Genomic DNA, 22,577 nt, shown 5'->3' with positions numbered 1-22,577 from the left:
TGCCCACATAAATATGCAGAAAAGCTGGAAACCAGTGACTTTTACGCAAAGGTGGAGAGCTTGTTCACCCGGGTGCAGAGCGCGCAATTACTATAAAAATAATAGCTGCCAGCGCTGGATAGGTAAGCGACAGGGGCCTCTTTCGGTCATATTTCCGGCCCAGATCCTCCTGCCGACACCCGGGAGGGCGCGCGCCCGTTGTCCCCATAATCACCGCCCATGGACAAACTCAAGGCCTTCGAATCCTTTGTCTCGGTGGCCACGCGCGGCAGCCTCACGGCAGCGGCCAAGGCCGAGGGCGTGGCGCCCGCCATCATGGGGCGGCGGCTCGACGCGCTCGAAGAGCACCTGGGCGTCAAGCTCCTGGTGCGCACCACCCGCCGCATCAGCCTCACGCACGAAGGCAGCGCGTTTCTGGAGGACTGCCAGCGCCTGCTGTCCGACGTGGCCAATGCCGAGGCCAGCGTGTCCGAAGGCGGGGTCAAGGCCACGGGCCACCTGCGCATCACCGCGCCCGCGGGCTTTGGCCGCCGCCACGTCGCGCCGCTGGTGCCGCGTTTTCGCTCGGCGCACCCGGACGTGACCATCTCGCTGAACCTCAGCGACCGTGTGGTGGACCTGGCCGGCGAGGGTTTCGACTGCGCCGTGCGCGTGGGCGACCTGCCCGACTCGTCGCTCGTGAGCGTGCGCATCGCCGACAACCGCCGCCTGTGCGTGGCCACGCCGGAATACCTGGCGCGGCGCGGCACCCCGCGCGCGCCGGCCGAACTGGTGCAGCACGACTGCCTCACGCTGTCGAGCGACGCCTCGCAGACGCGCGGCTGGGCGTTTCGCGTGCCTCTGGGTGACGATGGTGGCACCGAGGTCATGCACCTCAAGCCCGGCGGGCCGCTCGACTGCTCCGACGGCCAGGTGCTGCACGACTGGTGCCTGGGCGGCTGGGGCATCGCGTGGCGCAGCACCTGGGAGGTCGAGGCCGAGATCGCTGCGGGCCGCCTAGTCGCGGTACTGGAGGACTTCGCCGCGCCGCCCAACGGCATCTACGTGGTGTTCCCCCAGCGCAAGCACCTGCCACTGCGCGTGCGGCTTTGGATCGACTTCCTGAAACACCAGTACGCGCAACCTGCGTTCTGGAAAGGCGAATGACTCCCCCTGATTCGCTTCGTGCCTTTCGCCGGAGGGATACGTCGGTGGTGGCTCCACAAAGCCGGCTCCACGCCAGTGCTCATCGGTGCGCGCCCCATCGTGTGGCCCGCTTCCGCAGCGGCGTGTGGCGCTGATGGACCGCCCCGTGGCAGACTGCGCACTCCATGTCCTCCGAGCCCACGCTCCTCGTCGCTGACGACCACCCCCTGTTCCGCGCGGCCGTGCTGCACGTGCTGCGCGAGCGCCTGCCGCAGTTCCGCACGCTGGAGGCGGCCAGCGCGGCCACGCTGGGCACCGCGCTGCAGGAGCACCCCGAGGTCGAGCTGGTGCTGCTGGACCTGAGCATGCCCGGCGCCCGCGGCTTCTCGTCGCTGCTGCATGTGCGCGGCGAATACCCAGAGGTGCCGGTGGTGATCATCTCGTCCAACGACCACCCGCGCGTCATCCGCCGCGCCCAGCAGTTCGGCGCTGCAGGGTTCATCCCCAAGTCCGCACCCGCCGAAGCCATGGGCGAGGCCATCGAGGCCGTGCTCGACGGCGGCAGCTGGTTCCCCCCCATGGCGGCCGAACGCTCCGAGGCCGACGCAGAGTTGGCCGCACGGCTCGCGCAGCTCACGCCGCAGCAGTTCCGGGTGCTGCTGTGCCTGGCGGACGGGCTGCTCAACAAACAGATCGCCGCTGCGCTGGGCCTGGCGGAAAACACGGTGAAGGTGCACGTCACGGCCATCCTGAAGAAGCTGGCGTGCTACAGCCGCACGCAGGCGGCGGTGCTGGTCAAGAGTTTGGAGGCGGATGAGGGCGGGGTGGGGTGAGGTGGGGGCGTTGTTGAGTGGTGGTGCTTGTGCGGGGCCCCCTCTCCCCGGCCCTCTCCCGCGAGGGGAGAGGGAGTGAAGGCAAGGGCGGTGGTGGTTGACTGAGTCGCGCCCTGGTGTGGCGAGTGTTCCAAGGCCTTGCGAGGCATGCTTCCCACCAATGCTCGATAGCGCACCACAACCCCCTCTCCCCTCGCGGGAGAGGGTCAGGGGAGAGGGGGCCGCAGCCCAGGGCGCACAGCCCGATCCATCCCCACTCCCAGGCCTGCAGTTTGCAAATACTGCATGGCCCGCCAGCGCGGCAGCGCAGAGCGGCCACCCGGCGCACGTCCCCCTGCTACGACTCCCTCTTCTCCCGCAGCCTGAGCAACGTCTGACTCACCAACGCCCGCAGCGCCGGTGCCCGCACTGGCTTGGCCAGAAAGCCCCATCCCCGCTCCGCAGCCTGCCGCCGCAGCGTGGCGTCGCGCTCGGCGGTGACCAGGATCACGGCGGGTGACTGGCCCCAGCGGTCGCACAGCTGGGTGTACACATCCGGGCCGTGGTGGCCTGCGCCCAGGTGCACGTCCAGCAGCACCAGCTGCGGTGCCTGCCCGCGTTCGGCGTGCGCCAAGGCTTCGGGGGCGCCGCCGGCCAGGGGCACCTGGCAGCCCCAGCGCTCCAGCAGGGCGCGCGTGGCGGCGCAGGTGGGGCCGTCGTCCTCGATCACCCAGGCGGTGCTGCCTTGCAGCGGGGCGTCTTCCTGCGGCTGCTGCTGCACGGTGGCCAGTGCGGCGGGGGGCAACTGGGCGGCGGCGGGGTCGCCCAGCGGCACGCAGACCCAGAACACGCTGCCGCGGCCCAGTTGCGAGCGCAGCCCGATCTCGTGGCCCAGCAGGCGGCCCAGGCGCTCGACGATGGCCAGGCCCAGGCCCGCGCCGCGGTCGTCGGCGCGGCCTTCGTCCAGGCGGCGGAACTCCTCGAAGATCTCGCGCTGCAGCGCCTCGGGGATGCCCGGGCCCTGGTCGTGCACCTCGATGCGCAGGTGGGTTCCGCCGGGGTGGCCCACGCGCCGGCAGCCCACCACGATGCGCCCGTGCCGGCTGTAGCGGATGGCGTTGGAGACGAAGTTCTGCAGGATGCGGCGCAGCAGGTTTTCATCGGTGCGCACTACGGCGCGCGTGGGCACGCAGCTGAGCTGCAGGCCCTGGCTCTCGGCCAGCACGCCGAAGTTGTGGGCCAGCACCTGCAGCAGCGGGCCCAGGGCCACGTCGTGGATGTGCACGTCCAGCTGCCCCGACTCCATGCGCGAGATGTCGAGCAGGCTGCTCAGGATCGCGTCCTGCGACGCGAGCGCACCGTCGATGCTGTCCACCGTGCGGCGCTCGGCGTCGTCGTGCAGGTGGCTGCGCAGCAGCGAGGTGAACATGCGCGCGGCGTTCAGCGGCTGCAGCAGGTCGTGCACCGCCGCCGCGACGAAGCGGGTCTTGTAGCGGTTGGCGCGCTCGGCCTCGCGCCGGGCGGCGTCCAGGTCGCGCGTGCGGTCGGCCACGCGCTGCTCCAGCGCATCGGCGAGGGACCGCAGCTCGCGCGCGGCGTTCTTGTAGCTGGTGATGTCGGCGTAGCTCGTCACGAAGCCGCCCTCGGGCAGCGGGTTGCCGCGGATCTCGAGCACCGTGCCATCGCCCTTGGCGCTCTCGTGCAGATGGGGCAGGCCGCTGCGCAGGTGCGACAGGCGCCGCTCGATCGCCTCGTCGGCCGGGCCGGGCCCCAGCAGGCCGCGGCGGGCGTTGTGGCGCAGAAGGTCTTCGATGGGCTGGCCCACGCGCATCAGGTCGGCGGGGTAGCGAAACAGCTGCACGTAGCGCGAGTTCCAGGCCACCAGGTTCAGGTCGGCGTCGATGATGACCACGCCCTGGGGTAGGTGCTCCAGGCTGCGCGACAGGCCCGTGTCGGTCTGCTGCGCGGCCTCTTGCGCCGCCTGCACGATGCCGTCCTGGGCGGTGCGCAGCTCCTGGGCGTGCTGCTGCAGGACGGTCTCCAGCTCTTGGCGGCTGCGCTGGCGCAGGTGGGCCAGGCGTTGCCGCTGGCGCACGAACAGCACCAGCAGGGCCAGCGCCAGCCAGCCGCCGCCACCGGCCGCGGCGGCCCAGCGGCTGTCGGCGATGCTGCTGTGCGTCTCGTGCACCAGGTGCAGCTGCCAGGGCGTGCCGGGCAGCGGCTGGGTCTGCCACAGCACGCGGCCGGGCAGGGGCGGCAGGTCGGACGACAGCATGCGCACCAGGCGGCCCCCGTTGTCCATGTGGTCGTCCACGCGGTAATCCAGCGGGCGCAGCGGCTGGTTCGAGTACTGGCGCGTGGCGTTGAGTTCGCGGCGCTCCTCGTCGCCCAGGGGTTCGAGCAGGCGGTAGCGCCAGGCGTCCTGGCTGGCCAGGAACACCACGCCGTGCGCGTCGGAGGCCAGCACGATGTCCGGCGTCTGCAGCCACTCGCGCTCGAGCTCCTGCAGCGCGATCTTGATCGCCACCAGCCCCAGCAACTGGCCGCTGGCGTCGCGGATGGCCTGCGACAAAAAGTACCCGGGCTCGCCCGTCGTCACCCCGATGCCGTAGAAGCTGCCGCGCCCCTGCGCCAGCGCCTCCTGTACATACGGCCTGAAGCTGTAGTCCACGCCCACGTTGCTGGTGGCGGTGCGCCAGTTGCTGGCCGCCACGGCCAGGCCTTCGCGGTTGATCAGGGTGAGCGTGGACGACTGGCTCGCGCCGTTGGCCTGCTCGAGCTTGAGGTTGAGCTGCTCCACCTCGGCCGGGCTCATGGTGCGGGTGAGCGCGTCCTGCAGCTGCGCGTCCAGCGCCAGCACCTCGGGCAGGGTGCGGTAGCGGTCGATGCGCTGGGCCAGCGTCTGGCCGTACAGCGCCAGCTGCCGCTGCACGTTGTCGCTCTCCTCGTACAGCGAGTGCTGCCACGCCCACTGCCCGGCCACGAACATGCTGCCCGCCATGCCGGCGAGCAGGATCAGCAGGGTCCAGAATTTACGAAGGCGCGGCGTCGTCATGGAGCAGAAAACAGGGTGCCGGGAGGAAGGCCCGGGGCTTCGATGGTGGGGTCACCGAGTGTGCCTGAGCCCGCCGGGGACTAGGTGTTTTCCCTATGTTGGGGCGTGGGGCGCCCTCTGGCGGTGCGGCCGACTAATACCAATAGGTTATCGGCTGAATGGAGGGGCAGCGGTACAAACGGCACCCTCGACGCACCCCGCTGGTGCAGTCACCGTGATTTCAGGAGACATCCCCATGCAAGCCATCACCGCTCCCACAGCCCACCCCGTGCGGCTGCCTTTCTACCGGCAACTGTACTTCCAGGTGGTGGTCGCCATCATCCTGGGCGTACTGCTGGGCCACTTCGAGCCGGCCTACGGCGCGGCACTCAAGCCGCTGGGCGACGCGTTCATCAAGCTGATCAAGATGATCATCGCGCCGGTGATCTTTCTGACCATCGTGACCGGCATCGCCGGCATGTCGCAGCTGTCCACCGTGGGCCGCGTGTTCGGCAAGGCCATGGCGTACTTCCTGACCTTCTCCACCCTGGCGCTGGTGGTGGGCCTGGTGGTGGCCAACGTGATGCAGCCGGGCGCCGGCATGCACATCAACCCGGCCGACCTGGACCAGAAGGAAGTCAGCACCTACGTGGCCAAGTCCCACGACATGACGCTGACCGGCTTCGCCATGGACATCATCCCCAAGACGCTGGTGAGCCCCTTCGTGGGCGACAACATCCTGCAGGTGCTGCTGGTGGCCGTGCTCTTCGGCGTGGCGCTGGCGCTGTCGGGCAATGCGGGCAAGCCGGTGCAGGCGTTTCTTGAATCGCTGACGGTGCCCGTGTTCAAGGTGGTCAACATCGTCATGCGGGCCGCCCCCATCGGCGCGTTCGGTGCCATGGCCTTCACTATCGGCAAGTTCGGCCTGGGCTCGCTGCTCAACCTGGCCGAGCTGGTCGCCACGTTCTACATCACTTCGCTGCTGTTCGTGATCGTCATCCTGGGCGCAGTGGCTCGCGCCTGCGGCTTCTCGGTGTTCAAGCTGATCAAGTACCTCAAGGCCGAGCTGCTGCTGGTGCTGGGCACGTCGTCGTCCGAGTCGGCCCTGCCGTCGCTGATGGAAAAGATGGAGCGCGCCGGCTGCAAGAAGTCCGTTGTCGGCCTGGTGGTGCCTACCGGTTACTCCTTCAACCTGGACGGCACCAATATCTACATGACGCTGGCCGCGCTGTTCATCGCGCAGGCCACCGACACCCACCTCACCCTGGGCCACCAGGTGGCGCTGCTGCTCGTGGCCATGCTGTCGTCCAAGGGCGCGGCAGGCGTCACGGGCGCCGGCTTCATCACGCTGGCCGCCACGCTGGCCGTGGTGCCCGAAGTGCCCGTGGCCGGCATGGCGCTGATCCTGGGTGTGGACCGTTTCATGTCCGAATGCCGCTCGCTCACCAACTTCATCGGCAACGCGGTGGCCACTGTGGTCGTCTCGCGCTGGGAAAACGCGCTGGACTATGACCGCCTGAACGCCGCGCTGGACGGCGAGCCCCAGCCTCTCCCCCTGGTGGAAGAAGTGGCGCCGGTGGTGTCGTCTGCCGTAAGGCCCGCCTGATCTGCACGGCGAACTGCCGTTCAATCCCCCAAAAAAAGCGGTGCGGGCCTTCGGGTCTGCACCGCTTTTTGCGTGGGTGCTACTGCGTAGCAAAGCTGGTTCAGCGCGTTGTTCATGGGGTGCCGACGCAGGAGTCGAAGGCCTTCGGCGGTTGTGCCCCGCGGTGAACGGGCAGCTTCCTCAAGCACAATGGCCGCCAACCGGTTCCCCAGTGGAGCAGCGCGCCCACAGCGCCGCACACGGAGGCCGCGATGACAAGGAAACCCCCATGACTCTCGAAGCCACCCTGGCCGCCCTGCATCTGGTGGCCATCCTGACCTTTGTGGTCTTTTTGTCGAGCCAGGCGGCCTTGTGCCGCATCGAATGGATGAACGCCGCCGTCGTCGAGCGCCTTGCGCGGCTGGATGCGATCTACGGCGCGGCCGCCATGCTGATGATCGGCAGTGGCCTGGCACGCCTTCTGTGGGGCGTCAAAGGCGCGTCCTGGTACGTGTCGCAGCCGCTGTTCCACATCAAGATCACGCTCGTGGTGGTCCTGGCCCTCCTGTCGATCTGGCCGTCGATCATGTTCCGGCGCTGGCGCCGCAACCTGCGGGCCACGGGTGCCCTGCCGGATGCGGTGGAAGTGAAGAAGGTGCGCCGCCTGGTGATGATGCAGGCGCACGGACTGCCCGTGGTGGCGGTGATTGCGGTGTTCTGGGCGAGGGGCTGGTAGGGGCGGTTGCCCGACCGCTCGCGTTCAGACGACAAAGCCCGCCAGTGGCTGTCACGGGCGGGCTTTTTTGTGGGCGGCTGGCGCGGAAGCGCCGGGCCGGTGGGCGTGTCAGCCCTTCAGGCACTCGCTCATGAAGGCCTTGCGTTCGTCGCCCTTGAGCGTCTTGGCTTTTTCGTCGGCGTTGCAGGTCTTCATCTTGGTCTGCTGCTTTTCTTGCTTGTTGGCAGACAGGCATTCCTTCATGAACGCCTTGCGCTCGTCGCCCTTGAGCGTCTTGGCCTTTTCGTCGGCGTTGCAGGTGGCCATCTTGGATTGCTGCTTGGTCGGCGCCTTGGCGTCTTCGGCGGCGTGGGCGCTGGCGCCCAGGGTCAGGGCCAGGCCGAGTGCAGTCAGGGAAATCAGCTGTTTCATGGAAGCTCCTGGTGTGAATGCGTTGTAGGTGGGTCCCGGCGGAATTGCACCATAGAACGTGCGGGCCTACAACGCGAAACAGTGCGGCACCGACCCCTTCGGCAGCTTATGCGCCGTGCCCCTGGGTCATTGGTTGTTTTTGCGGCGCGACCGCTTGGTGAACGGCTGCGCAGCGTGTGCTGGAGCTGGCGGGTGTCGCATGCCAGCCGCCCGGGCAACAATGAGGTCGCCCCGCCGAAGCCAGCGCCACGGCGTCTTGACGATCACTCCCCGCACAGACTTCCTCCGTCCCGTACGCCCTCTGGCGAGAAGCAAAAAAAGCACACATGGTGCGCGTTGCCACAGCGTGCCGGGAGCCGGCATGGGACGCCCCGTAAAATCCGCCGATGCTCACTGCAAAAAATGAATTGCTCGCGGCCCTGGCCGGCGAGCTGGAAAAACTGTCGCCTGGCTCTGCGGGGCGTGCTGCCTTCGAATCCCCCAAAGTGGCCGCGCATGGCGATTTCGCCTGCACCGCCGCCATGCAGCTGGCCAAGCCGCTCAAGCTCAACCCGCGCGCGCTGGGCGAGCAGCTCAAGGCGGCGCTGGAGGCCACGCCGCCCTTCGCCCGCTGGGTCGATGCCATCGAGATCGCCGGTCCGGGCTTTCTGAACATCCGCTTGAAGCCCGCCGCCAAGCAGGAGGTGGTGCGCGAGGTGCTGGCCGCCGGCGAGCGCTTTGGCTACCAAAAGGACAACGGCCAGCGGGTGCTGGTCGAGTTCGTCTCTGCCAACCCCACCGGTCCGCTGCACGTGGGCCACGGCCGCCAGGCGGCCCTGGGCGACGCGATCTGCAACCTGTTCAGCACCCAGGGCTGGAACGTGCACCGCGAGTTCTACTACAACGACGCGGGCGTGCAGATCCACACGCTGACCATCAGCACTCAGCTTCGCGCCAAGGGCTTCAAGCCCGGCGACGAATGCTGGCCCACCGACCCGGAGAACCCGGCGTCCAAGGCGTTCTACAACGGCGAGTACATCCAGGAGATCGCCAATGACTTCCTCGCCAGGAAGACCGTCAAGGCCGACGACCGCGAGTTCACCGCCAGCGGCGACGTGGATGATGTGGAATCCATCCGCCAGTTCGCCGTGGCCTACCTGCGCAACGAGCAGGACAAGGACCTGCAGGCCTTCAACCTGAAGTTCGACGAGTACTACCTGGAGTCGAGCCTGTACACCAGCGGCCGCGTGGACGCCACGGTGAACAAGCTCATCGCCAACGGCAAGACCTACGAGCAGGACGGTGCGCTGTGGCTCAAAAGCACGGACTACGGCGATGACAAGGACCGGGTCATGCGCAAGAAGGACGGCACGTACACCTACTTCGTGCCCGACGTGGCCTACCACATCGCCAAGTGGGAGCGCGGCTTCACCAAGGTCGTCAACATCCAGGGCACCGACCACCACGGCACCATCGCCCGCGTGCGCGCCGGGCTGCAGGCGGCCGATGTGGGCATTCCACAGGGCTACCCCGACTACGTGCTGCACACCATGGTGCGCGTGGTCAAGGGCGGCGAAGAGGTCAAGATCAGCAAGCGCGCGGGCAGCTACGTCACGCTGCGCGACCTGATTGAGTGGACCAGCAAGGACGCGGTGCGCTTCTTCCTCTTGAGCCGCAAACCCGACACCGAGTACACCTTCGACGTGGACCTGGCCGTCGCGCAGAACAACGACAACCCGGTGTACTACGTGCAGTACGCCCACGCGCGCATCCAGTCGGTGCTGCGGGCCTGGCAAGAGGCCGGCGGTGGTGACGTGGCGTCCCTGCACGGTGTCGACCTGTCGGCGCTGCAGGGCCCGCAGGCCCAGGCGCTGATGCTGCAGCTGGCCAAGTACCCCGAGATGCTCACGGCCGCCGCCGACGGCGAGGCGCCGCACGACGTCACCTTCTACCTGCGCGACCTGGCCGCCAGCTACCACAGCTACTACGATGCCGAGCGCATCCTGGTCGACGACGAGGCCGTGAAGAAGGCCCGCCTGGCGCTGGTCGCGGCCACCGCACAGGTATTGCACAATGGCCTGGCCGTGCTGGGCGTATCGGCTCCAGCCAGAATGTAAGCAGTCACTATGAAGAAACAACAGACGGGCGGGACGATCATCGGCTTCATCGTGGGGGTCATCGTGGGCCTGGGCGCCGCATTGGCGGTGGCCGTGTTCGTGACCAAGGTGCCGGTACCCTTCCTGAACAAAAGCAATGGCCGCGGTGTCGACCTGGACGCGGCCGAGTCGCAAAAGAACAAGAACTGGGACCCGAACTCGCCGCTGTACGGCAAGAACCCGGCCCGCCCCCCGGTGGCCGCGGCTTCTGCCCCCGCGTCGGCGCCCGCCGCCGCGGCGCCGGCGCCGGATGTGCGGGCTGCGGCCTCCGCACCCAAGCCGGCCGCCAGCAAGCCCGAGGCCGCCAAGGCCGAGAGCAAGCCCGGCGCCGACCCGCTGGGCGACCTGGCCGTGGCCAAGGCTGCTGCCAAGGGCAATGTGGACCCGTTTGACTACTTCGTGCAGGCCGGTGCCTTCCGCACCCAGGCCGATGCCGACGCCCAGCGCGCCAAGCTGGCCATGCTGGGCTGGGAAGCCCGGGTGAGCGAACGCGAGCAGAACGGCCGGCCGGTCTTCCGGGTGCGCGTGGGTCCGTTTGCCAAGCGCGACGACGCCGAGCAGCTCAAGGAAAAGCTGGACGGCACGGGCGTGGAGTCGGCCTTGGTGCGCGTGCAGCGTTGAACGGCGGGCCTGCGGACTGCGCGGGCTGAACTTTTTCCGGGGGCGCGGCTCCCATCCCCCAGACCTGAACTAGGAGAGTCTTTGTCATGAAACGCCGTGAGTTTTCTTTGTCCACTGCTTCGGCAGTCGCCGCCACCGCCCTGACGCTGCCCGTCGCCACGCCCGCGCTGGCCCAGGCCCGCCAGTTCAAGGAGGGCAAGGACTACAAGCGGCTGGACAAGCCCGTGACGCCCGACGCGCCCGCCGGCAAGGTCGATGTGATCGAGTTCTTCTGGTACAGCTGCCCCCACTGCAACGCGTTCGAACCCACGCTCGACGCCTGGGTCAAGGCCGCGCCCAAGGATTTGTCCATCCGCCGCGTGCCCGTGGCGTTCAACGCCAGCTTCGTGCCGCAGCAAAAGCTGTTCTACGCGCTGGAAGGCATGGGCAAGCTCGAAGCCCTGCACGCCAAGGTGTTCCGCGCCATCCATGTGGAGAAAGCCAAGCTCGCCAAGGACGACGAGATCCTGGCCTGGGTGACCCAGCAGGGCGTGGACGCCGCCAAGTTCAAGGAGGTCTACAGCTCCTTCACCGTGTCGAACCAGGTGCGCCGCGCATCGCAGCTGCAAGACGCTTACGGCGTCGAAGGCGTGCCCTCGATGGGCGTGGCCGGCAAGTACTACACCGACGGCACCATGGCCGGCAACATGCAGAACGTGCTGCAAGTGGTGGAGTTCCTGACCAAGCAGAAGTAAGCCCGAGCCGCCTGGGGCCCGGCATGCCCTGCGAAAAAGCCCGCTGATGCGGGCTTTTTTCATTGCCGTCCCGACCCGAGGAAGCGACTGCTTGGGGCCAGAGACCCCACGCGCGTGGAAGCGTGCGGGTCTTTTTCCATGGCGCATGCCGTGGGGTGGCTACAATGAACTGCAAGATTCGTGCCCTATGAAACACAGCATCCTCCCAACCCTCCTGCTCACGGCCCTGGCCTGCATTCATGGCGTTGCCCATGCTGAAAAGGCTGACCGCGCCAAACCCATGAACATCGAGGCCGACGCCCTGCGGCACGATGAGCTCAAGCAAACCAGCGTGTTCACCGGCCGCGTGGTCATGACCAAGGGGTCCATCATCCTGCGCGGTGCGCGGCTGGATGTGCGCCAGGACGCCGAGGGCTACCAGTACGGGGTGGTGACGGCCGAGGCGGGCAAGCGCGCGTTCTTTCGCCAAAAGCGCGACACCGTGCCCGGTGCGCCCGACGAGTTCATCGAGGGCGAGAGCGAGGTCATCGAGTACGACGGCAAGGCCGACAACGTGCGCTTCATCACCCGCGCCGAGCTGCGCCGCTACCGCGGTGCGGTGCTGAGCGACGAGATCACCGGCGCCGTCATCGTCTACAACAACCTGACCGACGTGTTCACCGTGGACGGCCAGCGCAAGCCGTCCACCAGCACCGCAGGCGACACCCCGGCCCCTGGCAGCCGCGTGCGCGCAGTGCTGGCGCCCAAGGACCCGCCACCGGGCGCCGCTGCACCTGCCGCGCCGTCGTCGGCCCCGGCGCTGCGCCCCAGCAACACCCTCGGCGGCGGCGCCAAGTGAGCGCGCAGCCTGTCCACTCCAGCGGACCCGCGGCTGCAGACCCACAGGTCGGCAGTCGGCTGGAGGTGCAGCACCTGGCCAAGTCGTACGGCAGCCGCAAGGTCGTCAAGGATGTGTCGCTCACCGTGCAAAAGGGCGAAGTCGTCGGGCTGCTCGGGCCCAACGGCGCGGGCAAGACGACCTCGTTCTACATGATCGTGGGCCTGGTGCGCAGCGATGCGGGCGACATCCGTATCGACGGCCAGTCGGTCGCCCACATGCCCATCCACCGCCGTTCGCGCCTGGGTTTGTCGTACCTGCCGCAGGAGGCGTCCATCTTCCGCAAGCTGTCGGTCGAGGAAAACGTGCGCGCCGTGCTGGAGCTGCAGCGCGGCGACAACGGCCAGCCGCTCCCGCGCGAGGCCATCGAAGAGCGCCTCACCGCCCTGCTGCAGGAGCTGCGGGTGGACCACCTGCGGGCCTCGCCCGCCATGGCCCTGTCCGGGGGCGAGCGCCGCCGGGTGGAGATCGCCCGCGCGCTGGCCACGCAGCCACGCTTCATCCTGCTGGATGAGCCCTTCGCCGGCATCGACCCCATCGCGGTGATCGAGATCCAGCGCATCATCGGCTTCCTCAAGGCGCGCGGCATCGGCGTGCTCATCACCGACCACAACGTGCGCGAGACGCTGGGCATCTGCGACCACGCGTTCATCATCAGCGACGGCCAAGTGCTGGCGCAGGGAACCCCTTCCGAGATCGTCGACAACGCCGAAGTGCGCCGGGTGTACCTGGGCGAACACTTCCGCATGTAGCAGACCGATGGACCGTACGTTCGACCCCCGCCTCTCCCTTTTGCCACCCCGCGGGGCGGCGTGCGCCGCGCGCCGTGCAGGCCGCAAGGCGGCTGCCCGATGAAGCCCGGCCTGTCACTGCGCGTTTCGCAGCACCTGGCGCTCACGCCGCAGCTGCAGCAGTCCATCCGGCTGCTGCAGTTGTCCACGCTGGAGCTGGGTCAGGAGGTCGAGCAGATGCTCGACGAAAACCCGTTTCTCGAGCGCAACGCAGAAGAAGCTCCGCGCGAAGAGTTCGGCCTGGAGGCGGCCGACGTTCCTGCCCAGCCCGACGAGTACAGCGCGGACGACACGCTGTATTCCAACGCACCCGGCGCCAGCACCGCCAGCACGTCCAGCGACACCGCGGCCGACGGCCCGCTGGGTGACTCCGAGCCGGGCAGCAGCGCCAGCGACGAGCCCGACTGGAGCGGCGACGGCACCGTCGAGGTCGCGCCGAACGACACCGAATGGGGCGGCGATGCGCCCGCCCGCAACCGCAACGATGCCGAAGGCGACGAGGCCGACGCCACCGAGCTGGCCCGCACGCACGAATCGCTCACCGCCTTTTTGCACCGCCAGGCGCTGTCGCTGCGCCTGTCCGAGGTGGACCGCGCGGCGCTGCGGTTCCTGATCGAATCGCTCAACGACGACGGCTACCTCGAAGACCCGCTCGAAGAGCTGGCCATCAGCCTGGCCGGCCCCGACGACCTGGAGCAGATCGAAGAGCTGGTGCACCGCTTCACGGTGGCGCAGCGCCTGTTGCAAAGCCTGGAGCCCGTGGGCGTGGGCGCGCGCGGGCTGGGCGAGTGCCTGACCCTGCAGCTCAAGGCCCTGGCCGCGGACGAAGACAGCGAGATCGACCCCGACACCGTGCAGACCGCGCTGCGCGTGTGCCAGCAGCCGCTGGAGATGCTGGCGCGCCGCGACATCCGCCGCCTGACGCAGCTGTGCGGCGACGGGGAGGAGCGCACCCGCGCCGCCATGGCCCTGATCGCCCGGCTGGAGCCGCGCCCGGGCCGCAAGTTTGTGGACGTGGAGCGCAACATCATCGTGCCCGACGTCATCGTGCGCAAAGCGGGCCGCGCCAACGGGCGCGACGGGCAGCACAATTTCATCGTCGCGCTCAACCCAGATGTGATGCCGCGCCTGCGCGTGCACGACATCTACGCCGGCGCACTGCGCGGCCACAAGGGCGGCGAAGGCCACCAGGGCATGCAGCAGCGCCTGCAGGAGGCGCGCTGGTTCATCAAGAACATCCAGCAGCGCTTCGACACCATCCTGCGCGTCTCGCGCGCCATCGTGGAGCGGCAAAAGAACTTCTTCACGCATGGCGAGCTGGCCATGCGCCCGCTGGTGCTGCGCGACATTGCCGACGAGCTGGGCCTGCACGAGTCCACCATCAGCCGCGTGACCACCGCCAAGTACATGGCCACGCCCATCGGCACCTACGAGCTCAAGTACTTCTTCGGCTCGGGCCTGGGCACCGAGACGGGCGGCAATGCGTCGAGCACCGCCGTGCGCGCGCTGATCAAGCAGTTCGTCGCGGCCGAGAGCCCCACCAAGCCGCTGTCGGACAGCCAGATCGCCGAGATGCTCAAGGAGCAGGGCATCGAGTGCGCACGCCGCACGGTGGCCAAGTACCGCGAAGCGCTCAAGATCGCGCCGGCCAATCTGCGCAAGGCGCTGTAGCTCTGTCAGCGCTGCAGGGCCTTCAGGACCTGCGATGGGCCGTGCGCCGGAGGATCGCCGCCCACCCACCGGCCCGCCAACTGCGGTGCGGTGGGGTGCGAGGCCAGGCTACTTGCGCTGGGACGCGAAAACGGCGTCGTAGGACTGTGCGCTGAAGCCTGACAACCGCTGGCCGTTGGTGAGCAGCACCGGCACACCCCGCCCGCCAATCTGTGCAAAGGCCGCCTTGCCCACCGGCGTATCGACGTCCAGCTCGCGGTAGGCAATGCCCTTTTGCGCCAGGTACGCCTTGGCGGCCTTGCAGTAGCCGCACCAGGTGGCCATGTAGAGCACGACGTCGCCACGGGGTGCTGCGGCGGGGGGCTCGGTCTTGGGGCTGCGGTCGGCCGCGCGGGGCTCTGCACCCGGCACCACGCTGACCGGCAGGTTGTCCAGCTTCATCGCCTTGTCCACACCCACGCCCGTTGGGGGCTTGTCGCTGTAGACGACCCGGCCGTCCGGGCCCACCGTTTTGTAGAGCGTCTGGGCGCCCGCCATCGGTGCCAGCACCAGCGCGGCCATTGCCAGCGTGGCGGCTACGGCCTGGCGGAAAAGGCCGGGGGAGGGGCTCCGGTAAAATCTCATGCCTGCGAGCATAAGAGACACCGGGCGTGCTGTCAGCAAGAAGCTGCCCGGATGTGCCGCACCGCCCCATGGCACCACCCGCCGTGGGCCGCAGGGCCTGTCGCTGCAGAAAATCCCCGGCACCCAGCGGCCCTGCGCAGTACCGCATGCACGCCGCCACCGCGGGTGCCCGCCCGTTGTCCTTGTTCCACGCTTCCACCTCCGCTCCACCCCCACCGCCCAGCCATGGCCCGCATCGTCTTCGACCTTCCCGCGCAGTTCGGTTTTTCCACCGAGATGCAGATCTACATCAGCCATGTGAACCAGGGCGGGCACCTGGACAACGCGCAGCTGCTGAGCCTGGTGTCCGAGGCGCGCGTGCGTTTCTTCCAGTCGCTGGGCTACCCGGAGGCCGACGTGGGCGGGCTGTCCATCGTGGTGGGCGACATCGTGGCGCAGTACAAGTCCGAGGGCTTTCATGGCGAGACCATGTGCGTGGAGATGGCGCCGGTGGATTTCAACCGCTATGGCTTCGACCTGGTGTTCCGCATGACCGAGAAGACCTCGGGGCGCGAGGTGGCCCGCGGCAAGATCGGCATCGTCTTCATCGGCCGCAGCGACCGCAAGGTCGCCACCATTCCAGAATCGATCCGCCAACTGCTGCTGCAGCGCGCACCCGCCGCACCCGCCGCACCGGATGCACCCGGCGCCCCCATGGCCTGAAGGCTTATCCTCTGCGCTGATATGAACCAACTCCAACTCTTTCTTCCTTGCGCCGCGGGCGTCGAGGGCTATCTGGCCGACGAGGTGCATGCCATCACCGGTCTCACGGGGCAGGACCTGCTGGTCGGCCGGGGCGGTGTGCTGCTGCGCGCCTCCTGGCGCGAGGCGCTGCTGCTGAACCTGCACAGCCGGCTGGCGCAGCGCGTGCTGGTGCAGCTGGCCCACCGCCCCTACCGGTCCGAGAACGACCTGTACGCCGCCGCGAGCGACGTCGCCTGGGAGATCTGGTTCACCACGCGCCAGACCTTCAAGGTCGAGGTCACGGCTCAGCACAGCCCGCTGCAGAGCCTGAACTTCGCGGGCCTGAAGGTCAAGGACGCGGTGGCCGATCGCTTTCGCGCCAAGAGCGGCGTGCGGCCCGACGTGAACACCCAGTGGCCCGACGTGCGCATCCACCTGCACCTGACCACCGACGAGGCCACGATCTACATCGACACCTCCGGCGAGCCGCTGTTCAAGCGCGGCTGGCGCGAGGACAAGGGCGATGCCCCGCTCAAGGAGACGCTGGCCGCCGCCATGATCGCCGCCAGCGGCTGGGACCCCCTGGGCGACAACCCCGTGCCGCTGTACGACCCCTGCTGCGGCAGCGGCACCATCGCCATCGAGGCCGCGCAGATCGCCTGCCGCATCCCGGCCGGCATGGTGCGGCGCTTTGCGTTCGAAAAACTGCTGCCGTTCCAGGGCCATGTGTGGTCTGCTATCAAATCAGAAGCTGAAAGCGCAATCCAGGCGAGCGCTGTGCCGATATTTGGCAGTGATGTCGCCTTCCGGATGGTCGACTTCGCGGTGCGCAACGCCGAGCGCGCTGGGGTGGCCGACGCGGTGCAGCTGCGCGGCGGCGACGCCCTGCAGCGCATGCCGCCCAGCGAACAGCCAGGCGTGATGCTGCTGAACCCGCCCTACGGCGAGCGGATTGCCGCCGCCGGTGCCGCGGGCCGCAACGCGGGCGAGCGTGCGGCCGACCGCGCCCAGGGCATGGCCGTGGGCCGGGAAGAGGCGCACACCGAGGACGGTGGCGAGTTCTTCAGCCAGCTGGCCACGCACTGGAAGAAGAACTACAGCGGCTGGACGGCCTGGATGCTCACGCCCGACCTCAAGCTGCCCGGCAAGATGCGCCTGAAGGAGTCGCGCCGCGTGCCCATGTGGAACGGCCCCATCGAGTGCCGCATGTTCCGCTTCGACATGATCAAGGGCGCGGTGCGCGAGCGCCCCGCCAAGGCCGCCGACACCGGGCCCCGCGATGCGGGTTGAGCTGCACCTGCCCGCCGAGGCAGCGCCGCAAGAGCCCGCACGCCCCGTGGTGGTGGACACCAACGTCGCGCTCGACCTGCTGATCTTCTCGGACCCCGCCACCGTGCCGCTGCGGGCGCTGCTGGCAGAGCGGCGCCTGGACTGGATCGCCACGCAGGTCATGCGCGATGAGCTCGAGCGTGTGCTGGCCTATCCGCACATCGTCTCGCGCATGGACTACTACCAGGTGGATGCCGCGCAGGTGCTGGCCGCCTTCGACGCGCAGGCGCGGCTGGTGGACATCGCCGCGCCCGTGCAGTACGTGTGCAAGGACACGGACGACCAGAAGTTCATCGACCTGGCCGCCGCGCACCGCGCCATCCTGCTGAGCAAGGACAAGGCCGTGATCTGCATGCGAAAGCGCCTGCTGACCCTGGGTGCGCATGTGGCGACCGCCCTGGTGCTGACGCAGCCCGAGGTGGCTACCGCCTGATACTCCCTTAATCTCCAGAAATCCAAAGAACCGTTCCCGCGGAGCCCTTGGACGGGCCCAGGACGGCCCGCCACATGGGCGGCAGGGCTTCCCCGAGCGGTATGGAATGATGGAACGCACACCCGTTTGAAGGCTGAAGGCGGCGCTGCGGCTTCCTTGGCTTACGCCGCGAACCGGAAGTCGCCGGCCGCGTGCAGCTGCCAGGCGCCGTCGCCCTTGAGCTCCAGCACATGGGTGTGGTGCTTGAGCACCGCAGGCCGGTGGGCGATGCTGACCAGCGTGGTGCCGCTCTCGCGCAGGCGTTCGTACAGCGCCGCTTCGTTGGCGCTGTCCAGCGCGCTCGTGGCCTCGTCCAGGATCACGATGCGCGGCTGCTTGGCCAGCACGCGGGCAAACGCGAGGCGCTGCTGCTCGCCGGTGGACAGCAGCTTTTCCCAGTCGTGCGAGGCGTCCAGTCCACCCACGCGCTCTGCCAGCGATTCGAGGTGCACCGCCTGCAGCAGCTCCAGCAGCTGCGCGTCGCTCAGCGCGGTCTTGCGCGCGGGGTAGATGATCTGGCTGCGCAGCGTGTCGAGCTGCATGTAGGGGCGCTGCGGCAGGAAGAACATGTCGTCCAGCGACGGGCTTTGCACCGTGCCGCTGCCAGAGCGCCACAGCCCGGCCACGGCGCGCAGCAGCGAGCTTTTGCCGCAGCCGCTCGGGCCGGTGATCAGCAGGGCGTCGCCCGGGTTCAGCGCCACGCACAGGTCCTGCACCAGCAGCCTGCCGAACTGGGGCGTGTGCAGCGTGAGGCCTTCGATGGACAGCGCATCGCCGCTGCGCAGCTCGATCTGCGACGTGACGTCTTCCGCGGGCACCTGCTGCGCTTCGGCGGGCGGCACGGCGGGGGGCGCAATGGGCTTTTCTGCCCACGGCGTGGGCGCGGCGGGCGTTTTCAGTGCCACCTGCGACAGCACGTGCAGGCGGTCGATGCCGGCCACGAAACGGCTCAGGCTCTCGAAGTTGTCCACGATCAGCGACACCGCGGCCAGCACGGCCGCAAACGCGCCGGCCGCCTGGATGGCGCGGCCCACCTCCATCTCGCCCGACAGCACGCCGTTGGCCAGGATGATGGCCGGCAGCACCAGCGTGAGCTGGCTGAACGCGCGCTGGTACAGGTTGAGCGAGCGCTGCTTCTTGATGAGGCGGCTGAAGTTGTTGAACGCCGCTTCGAACCGGCGGTTGAGCTGGGCGCGTTCCTGCGGCTCGCCGCGGTAGAACGCGATGGACTCGGCGTTCTCGCGCAGGCGCATGAGGCCGAAGCGGAAGTCCGCCTCGCGCCGGATCTGCCAGAAGTTGAGCCGGATGAGCGGCGCACCGAAGAAGTACAGCGCGCCGAACGTGCCCAGCAGCGCATACGCGGCCAGAAACGCCACCAGCGTGTGCGAGATGGACCACAGCACCGCGCTGAACGCCACCAGTTGCATCAGCGACCCGAGAAAGATCAGCAGAAAGTGCGTGGAGCGCCCGGTGAAGGTGTTGATGTCTTCGCTGATGCGCTGGTCGGGGTTGTCAATCTCGTTGCCGGTGCCGATCTCGTAGTACTTGCGCTCGCCCAGGTAGCCGTCGAGAAAGCGGTGGGTGAGCCAGCGGCGCCAGTGGTTGGAGAACGCATCGCGCATGAAGTAGTAGAACGCGTACACCGGCACGGCGAACGCCAGCACCAGCAGGCTGCCGCGCACCGCGGCCCAGAACCGGTCGGCCTGCTTGGCGGCCAGGGCCGATGTCAGCTCGCCGCTCTTGTCGATCAGCATCACGGCCAGCTGGGTCTCCAGCACCATGAGCCCGATGAGCAGTGCGAGCAGGCCCCAGGCGGTGCGCTTCTTGTCGCCCGTCCAGTAGGGGCGGGCCACGCTCATGAACTGCTTCCAGGCCGACCAGGACAGCGTGGGTGGGCGACGGCGGCGGGGCTTTTTCTTGGCAGGCGGGGGCTTGGCTGAAGAGACGGCGGTCGGGTCAGGCAGGGCAGCGGCGGAAGCAGGATGTGGCATGAGGCAGGGAAGCTGAGGGTCGTGGTGCAAAACACCTGCCTGCACGATAGGTCCCGGGCCCCCGTGGTCCTGTCAGCCAATGCCGACCGGACATTACGGCGGGTTGCGCGACCTGCCGATGGCCGCGCAACCCGCATGGTTGGGGGCTTTGCGCCGATTCCCCTCAAAGCGCCGCGGCATGCCCAGGGGAGGGCCTTGCCACCGTGCCGCCTACGGCACCAGCAGGTCGTACGCGGCCCGCACGCGCTGCAGGTCGCGGCCCAGGCGGCGGCTGGTGGGCAGGTGGCGCATCCAGCGCATGCGGCCGATGCTGGTGGCCAGCACGGCCTGCATATCCGGGGTGCCCTGCGCCACCCACGCCGCCCAGCGGGCGCGGGCCTCGTGCAGGGTGCCGCTGGCGGGCAGGTAGATCGCCGTGGAGTGGGCGTAGCACAGCGCGTCGCGGGCATGGCACACGGCCAGCGGCAGCACGGCGGCGGGGTCGTCCTCGAAATCGATGCAGGCCACTTCGCCGTCCGGGCAGCGCACCAGGTTGCGCGCGAACGCCTGGCTCAGGCAGGTGCCCTGGCGGTGCACGTGGGCCAGGGTGTTGAGGCCCTGCTGCCACAGCGCCAGCACCGCGGTGGCGTCGCCTGCGCGCACCGCGCCGTCGATCTCGTTGCCCAGCGAATGCGTTTCCTCGCCCACGCGGCCCAGGTGGCGCATGGCGAATCCATCGGTCTGCGCGGCCAGTACCGCCGGCACGCGGATGCCGCGCGCGGCCAGGTCGGTCAGGCGCCGTACCTCGGTCGCAATCGCGGCGGGCCCGCCGGGGTTGGGCACGGGGCGCAGCACCGGCAGGCGCAGCAGGCCCGCCAGCAGGGCCATGGCGCGGTAGCGGCCCTGGCCGTGGGGCGCGCCCGCGCGCTTGATCCAGATCTGCTCGCCGCTCAGCACATGGCCCATCACGTTGTGGGGCTGCGCTGCCAGCTGCTGCCGCAGAAAGGCGCTGTAGTCGGTGGGGTGGGGCGCAGCCGTGCCCACCAGTCGCTCGCCCGTCATGCCGCCACGTCGGCGGCGGCCACCGCCTGCGTCACGGCCACTGCCGCCTGTGCGACCTCCACATGGTGCGGCACCGACGGCTCCAGCTCCGGCTCGCGCGCTGCGAAGCTGTGGGCATTGGCCAGCGGCCAGTACAGGCGGAACACGTTGTGCTGCGCCTCCAGCGGGCCGAGCAGCGCGCCGGGCTGCACGCGCGTGATGAGGTTGGACAGCAGGCGCACCTCGGTGTCGCTGATGCGCCGCACGATGTGGTGCGCGGTGATGTCCTTGGGGTGGGTGAGGCCGGCCGCCTGCACCAGCTCCTGCAGCGCATGCAGCGTGCTGCGGTGGAACTGCGCCACGCGCGTGGCCTTGTCGGGCACCACCAGCGCCTGCTGGCGCAGCGGGTCCTGCGTGGTCACGCCCGTGGGGCAGTGGCCGGTGTGGCAGGTCTGCGCCTGGATGCAGCCCAGCGCCATCATGAAGCCGCGCCCCGCGTTGCACCAGTCGGCGCCCAGCGCCATCATGCGCGCGATGTCGAAGGCGCTGATCACCTTGCCCGCGCAGCCGATCTGCACGCGGTCGCGCAGGTTCACGCCCACCAAGGTGTTGTGCACCAGCAGCAGGCCCTCCTGCAGCGGCGCGCCCACGTGGTCGCTGAACTCCACCGGTGCCGCGCCCGTGCCGCCCTCGGCTCCATCGACCACGATGAAGTCCGGCGTGATGCCGGTCACCAGCATGGCCTTGACGATGGCGAACCACTCCCACGGGTGGCCCAGGCAGAACTTGAAGCCCGTGGGCTTGCCGCCCGACAGCGTGCGCAGCCTGGCGATGAACTGCATCATCTCCACCGGATTGCGAAACGCGCTGTGGCTGGCCGGAGATATGCAGGCCTCGCCCTCCATCACGCCGCGCGCCGCTGCGATCTCGGCCGTGACCTTGGCGCCGGGCAGCACGCCGCCGTGGCCCGGCTTGGCACCCTGGCTCAGCTTGAGCTCGATCATCTTGACCTGCGGGTCGGTGGCATTGGCCGTGAAGCGCTCTTCGCTGAAGGTACCGTCGCCATTGCGGCAGCCGAAGTAGCCCGAGCCGATCTCCCAGATCAAATCGCCGCCATGCACCCGGTGGTGCTGGCTGATGCTGCCCTCGCCCGTGTCGTGCGCAAAGCCGCCTTTGCGTGCGCCCTGGTTCAGCGCCAGGACGGCGTTGGCCGACAGCGCGCCAAAGCTCATGGCCGAGATGTTGAAGATGCTCGCGTGGTAGGGCTGGGTGCAGGGCGAGACGGACTGCGAGGGCTTGTCCGGGCTGCCGCCGATCCACACGCGAAAGTCGTGCGACGGCAGCTCGGTGGGCGCGAGCGAGTGGTTCACCCATTCGTAGCCCTGCGCGCCCACATCCAGGTGCGTGCCGAAGGGCCGGTTGTCCGGGTCGCCCTTGGCGCGCTGGTACACCAGCGAGCGCTGCGCGCGCGAAAACGGCGCGGCTTCGCTGTCGCTCTCGATGAAATACTGGCGCACCTCCGGCCGGATGTACTCCAGCATGAAGCGCAGGTGACCGATGACCGGGTAGTTGCGCAGGATGGCGTGGCGCGTCTGCTGCAGGTCGTACACGCCCAGCGCGACCAGCGCTGCGCACACCAGTACCACCGGCAGCCCCACGTTGAACGCCACCAGCGTGAACAGCGACAGCAGCAGTGCAAAAACGCTGAGCGCAAAGGCGGTGTAGCGGACCGGGTACAGGGAGTTGAGCTGGTGGATCATGGGGGTCCTGGTTCTGCAAAAAGCGGCAGCGGGCTACACTGGCCGCCTTTTTGCACCGTGGTGCACGGCGCCGCCAGCCTGCGGGCGTCGGCCTTGAAGCACCCGACGCGCTTGCCGCACGCGCAT

General features: G+C 68.7%; 19 protein-coding genes. 13 read left to right on the top strand and 6 right to left on the bottom strand.

The features are described 5' to 3' along the window. The first annotated feature begins 219 nt into the window (after positions 1–219). A complete protein-coding gene (locus ACSQ3N_RS24355; protein ID WP_436147688.1) occupies positions 220–1,146 on the top strand; it encodes a LysR family transcriptional regulator in 927 nt (308 codons plus the stop codon). A gap of 164 nt (positions 1,147–1,310) precedes the next feature. Continuing rightward, positions 1,311–1,958, top strand: a complete 648-nt coding sequence (locus ACSQ3N_RS24350; protein WP_436147687.1) for a LuxR C-terminal-related transcriptional regulator — start codon at positions 1,311–1,313, stop codon at positions 1,956–1,958. Positions 1,959–2,295: 337 nt separating this feature from the next. Here ACSQ3N_RS24350 and ACSQ3N_RS24345 read toward each other — a convergent pair whose 3' ends face one another. Further along, complete coding sequence (locus ACSQ3N_RS24345; protein ID WP_436147686.1) at positions 2,296–4,992, bottom strand: hybrid sensor histidine kinase/response regulator; 2,697 nt, start codon at positions 4,990–4,992, stop codon at positions 2,296–2,298. A 235-nt stretch (positions 4,993–5,227) separates the two neighbouring features. On the opposite strand from ACSQ3N_RS24345, the gene ACSQ3N_RS24340 reads away from it, so the two are divergent. After that, entirely contained in the window at positions 5,228–6,577 is a 1,350-nt protein-coding gene (locus ACSQ3N_RS24340) for a dicarboxylate/amino acid:cation symporter (protein ID WP_056420548.1), read from the top strand. A 268-nt stretch (positions 6,578–6,845) separates the two neighbouring features. Beyond that, the gene (locus ACSQ3N_RS24335; RefSeq protein WP_436147685.1) at positions 6,846–7,292 is read left to right on the top strand and encodes a DUF2214 family protein; all 447 of its coding nucleotides are present in this window, start codon (positions 6,846–6,848) and stop codon (positions 7,290–7,292) included. A gap of 108 nt (positions 7,293–7,400) precedes the next feature. Here the strand turns inward: ACSQ3N_RS24335 and ACSQ3N_RS24330 are convergent, their stop codons facing one another. Next, positions 7,401–7,703 (bottom strand): PsiF family protein, encoded by a 303-nt coding sequence (locus tag ACSQ3N_RS24330; protein ID WP_056420545.1) that lies wholly within the window; start codon positions 7,701–7,703, stop codon positions 7,401–7,403. Between the two features lie 386 nt (positions 7,704–8,089). On the opposite strand from ACSQ3N_RS24330, the gene argS reads away from it, so the two are divergent. From argS to ACSQ3N_RS24300, 6 genes are all read left to right on the top strand, one after another. Then, positions 8,090–9,799 (top strand): arginine--tRNA ligase, encoded by a 1,710-nt coding sequence (gene argS / locus ACSQ3N_RS24325; RefSeq protein ID WP_436147684.1) that lies wholly within the window; start codon positions 8,090–8,092, stop codon positions 9,797–9,799. Positions 9,800–9,808: 9 nt separating this feature from the next. Next, entirely contained in the window at positions 9,809–10,459 is a 651-nt protein-coding gene (locus ACSQ3N_RS24320) for an SPOR domain-containing protein (protein ID WP_056420539.1), read from the top strand. Between the two features lie 86 nt (positions 10,460–10,545). Further along, entirely contained in the window at positions 10,546–11,193 is a 648-nt protein-coding gene (locus ACSQ3N_RS24315; protein ID WP_436147683.1) for a thiol:disulfide interchange protein DsbA/DsbL, read from the top strand. 187 nt (positions 11,194–11,380) lie between these two features. Continuing rightward, on the top strand, positions 11,381–12,031 hold the full coding sequence (gene lptA / locus ACSQ3N_RS24310) for a lipopolysaccharide transport periplasmic protein LptA (RefSeq protein ID WP_056172330.1): 651 nt from the start codon (positions 11,381–11,383) through the stop codon (positions 12,029–12,031). Further along, positions 12,028–12,822, top strand: coding sequence for an LPS export ABC transporter ATP-binding protein (lptB, locus tag ACSQ3N_RS24305; RefSeq protein ID WP_056172335.1), 795 nt, complete (start codon positions 12,028–12,030; stop codon positions 12,820–12,822). Before lptA ends, lptB begins: the two co-directional genes overlap by 4 nt. Before the next feature lie 99 nt (positions 12,823–12,921). After that, entirely contained in the window at positions 12,922–14,532 is a 1,611-nt protein-coding gene (locus tag ACSQ3N_RS24300) for an RNA polymerase factor sigma-54 (RefSeq protein ID WP_436147682.1), read from the top strand. A 108-nt stretch (positions 14,533–14,640) separates the two neighbouring features. Here the strand turns inward: ACSQ3N_RS24300 and ACSQ3N_RS24295 are convergent, their stop codons facing one another. Next, positions 14,641–15,156, bottom strand: coding sequence for a glutaredoxin domain-containing protein (locus ACSQ3N_RS24295; protein ID WP_436147681.1), 516 nt, complete (start codon positions 15,154–15,156; stop codon positions 14,641–14,643). 225 nt (positions 15,157–15,381) lie between these two features. Between ACSQ3N_RS24295 and ACSQ3N_RS24290 the strand changes: the two genes are divergently transcribed. From ACSQ3N_RS24290 to ACSQ3N_RS24280, 3 genes are read left to right on the top strand one after another with little or no spacing between them, the layout of a single operon-like run. Then, a complete protein-coding gene (locus tag ACSQ3N_RS24290; protein ID WP_436147680.1) occupies positions 15,382–15,858 on the top strand; it encodes an acyl-CoA thioesterase in 477 nt (158 codons plus the stop codon). Positions 15,859–15,879: 21 nt separating this feature from the next. Continuing rightward, positions 15,880–17,169: a THUMP domain-containing class I SAM-dependent RNA methyltransferase gene (locus ACSQ3N_RS24285; protein ID WP_056420525.1), complete on the top strand. Its 1,290-nt coding sequence runs from the start codon at positions 15,880–15,882 to the stop codon at positions 17,167–17,169. Further along, positions 17,159–17,641: a putative toxin-antitoxin system toxin component, PIN family gene (locus ACSQ3N_RS24280; RefSeq protein WP_436147679.1), complete on the top strand. Its 483-nt coding sequence runs from the start codon at positions 17,159–17,161 to the stop codon at positions 17,639–17,641. The genes ACSQ3N_RS24285 and ACSQ3N_RS24280 overlap by 11 nt, the downstream gene beginning before the upstream one ends. A 161-nt stretch (positions 17,642–17,802) precedes the next feature. Here the strand turns inward: ACSQ3N_RS24280 and ACSQ3N_RS24275 are convergent, their stop codons facing one another. The 3 genes from ACSQ3N_RS24275 to ACSQ3N_RS24265 form a co-directional block, all read right to left on the bottom strand. Next, the gene (locus ACSQ3N_RS24275) at positions 17,803–19,539 is read right to left on the bottom strand and encodes an ABC transporter ATP-binding protein/permease (RefSeq protein ID WP_056420518.1); all 1,737 of its coding nucleotides are present in this window, start codon (positions 19,537–19,539) and stop codon (positions 17,803–17,805) included. A gap of 342 nt (positions 19,540–19,881) precedes the next feature. Further along, positions 19,882–20,712: a hypothetical protein gene (locus ACSQ3N_RS24270; protein WP_436147678.1), complete on the bottom strand. Its 831-nt coding sequence runs from the start codon at positions 20,710–20,712 to the stop codon at positions 19,882–19,884. Further along, positions 20,709–22,451 carry an FMN-binding glutamate synthase family protein gene (locus ACSQ3N_RS24265; protein WP_436147677.1) on the bottom strand — a complete coding sequence of 581 codons (1,743 nt, stop codon included), beginning with the start codon at positions 22,449–22,451 and terminating at the stop codon, positions 20,709–20,711. The genes ACSQ3N_RS24270 and ACSQ3N_RS24265 overlap by 4 nt, the downstream gene beginning before the upstream one ends. Between the last annotated feature and the right edge of the window lie 126 nt (positions 22,452–22,577).

Origin of the sequence: Acidovorax sp. LjRoot194 (genome assembly GCF_964253015.1) — a bacterium.
Lineage (GTDB): Bacteria > Pseudomonadota > Gammaproteobacteria > Burkholderiales > Burkholderiaceae_C > Acidovorax.
The sequence above is the reverse complement of the archived record's forward strand: the minus strand, read 5'-3'. Positions and strand labels throughout refer to the sequence as shown.

Bases quoted from the DNA above. Each gene is read 5' to 3' on its own strand.
- ACSQ3N_RS24295 (WP_436147681.1), bottom strand. From the start codon at position 15,156: ATGAGATTTTACCGGAGCCCCTCCCCCGGCCTTTTCCGCCAGGCCGTA.
- ACSQ3N_RS24290 (WP_436147680.1), top strand. From the start codon at position 15,382: ATGGCCCGCATCGTCTTCGACCTTCCCGCGCAGTTCGGTTTTTCCACC.
- ACSQ3N_RS24330 (WP_056420545.1), bottom strand. From the start codon at position 7,703: ATGAAACAGCTGATTTCCCTGACTGCACTCGGCCTGGCCCTGACCCTG.
- ACSQ3N_RS24300 (WP_436147682.1), top strand. From the start codon at position 12,922: ATGAAGCCCGGCCTGTCACTGCGCGTTTCGCAGCACCTGGCGCTCACG.
- ACSQ3N_RS24340 (WP_056420548.1), top strand. From the start codon at position 5,228: ATGCAAGCCATCACCGCTCCCACAGCCCACCCCGTGCGGCTGCCTTTC.
- ACSQ3N_RS24265 (WP_436147677.1), bottom strand. From the start codon at position 22,451: ATGATCCACCAGCTCAACTCCCTGTACCCGGTCCGCTACACCGCCTTT.
- ACSQ3N_RS24350 (WP_436147687.1), top strand. From the start codon at position 1,311: ATGTCCTCCGAGCCCACGCTCCTCGTCGCTGACGACCACCCCCTGTTC.
- ACSQ3N_RS24280 (WP_436147679.1), top strand. From the start codon at position 17,159: ATGCGGGTTGAGCTGCACCTGCCCGCCGAGGCAGCGCCGCAAGAGCCC.
- ACSQ3N_RS24285 (WP_056420525.1), top strand. From the start codon at position 15,880: ATGAACCAACTCCAACTCTTTCTTCCTTGCGCCGCGGGCGTCGAGGGC.
- ACSQ3N_RS24335 (WP_436147685.1), top strand. From the start codon at position 6,846: ATGACTCTCGAAGCCACCCTGGCCGCCCTGCATCTGGTGGCCATCCTG.
- ACSQ3N_RS24320 (WP_056420539.1), top strand. From the start codon at position 9,809: ATGAAGAAACAACAGACGGGCGGGACGATCATCGGCTTCATCGTGGGG.
- lptA (WP_056172330.1), top strand. From the start codon at position 11,381: ATGAAACACAGCATCCTCCCAACCCTCCTGCTCACGGCCCTGGCCTGC.
- ACSQ3N_RS24355 (WP_436147688.1), top strand. From the start codon at position 220: ATGGACAAACTCAAGGCCTTCGAATCCTTTGTCTCGGTGGCCACGCGC.
- argS (WP_436147684.1), top strand. From the start codon at position 8,090: ATGCTCACTGCAAAAAATGAATTGCTCGCGGCCCTGGCCGGCGAGCTG.
- ACSQ3N_RS24345 (WP_436147686.1), bottom strand. From the start codon at position 4,992: ATGACGACGCCGCGCCTTCGTAAATTCTGGACCCTGCTGATCCTGCTC.
- ACSQ3N_RS24275 (WP_056420518.1), bottom strand. From the start codon at position 19,539: ATGAGCGTGGCCCGCCCCTACTGGACGGGCGACAAGAAGCGCACCGCC.
- ACSQ3N_RS24270 (WP_436147678.1), bottom strand. From the start codon at position 20,712: ATGACGGGCGAGCGACTGGTGGGCACGGCTGCGCCCCACCCCACCGAC.
- ACSQ3N_RS24315 (WP_436147683.1), top strand. From the start codon at position 10,546: ATGAAACGCCGTGAGTTTTCTTTGTCCACTGCTTCGGCAGTCGCCGCC.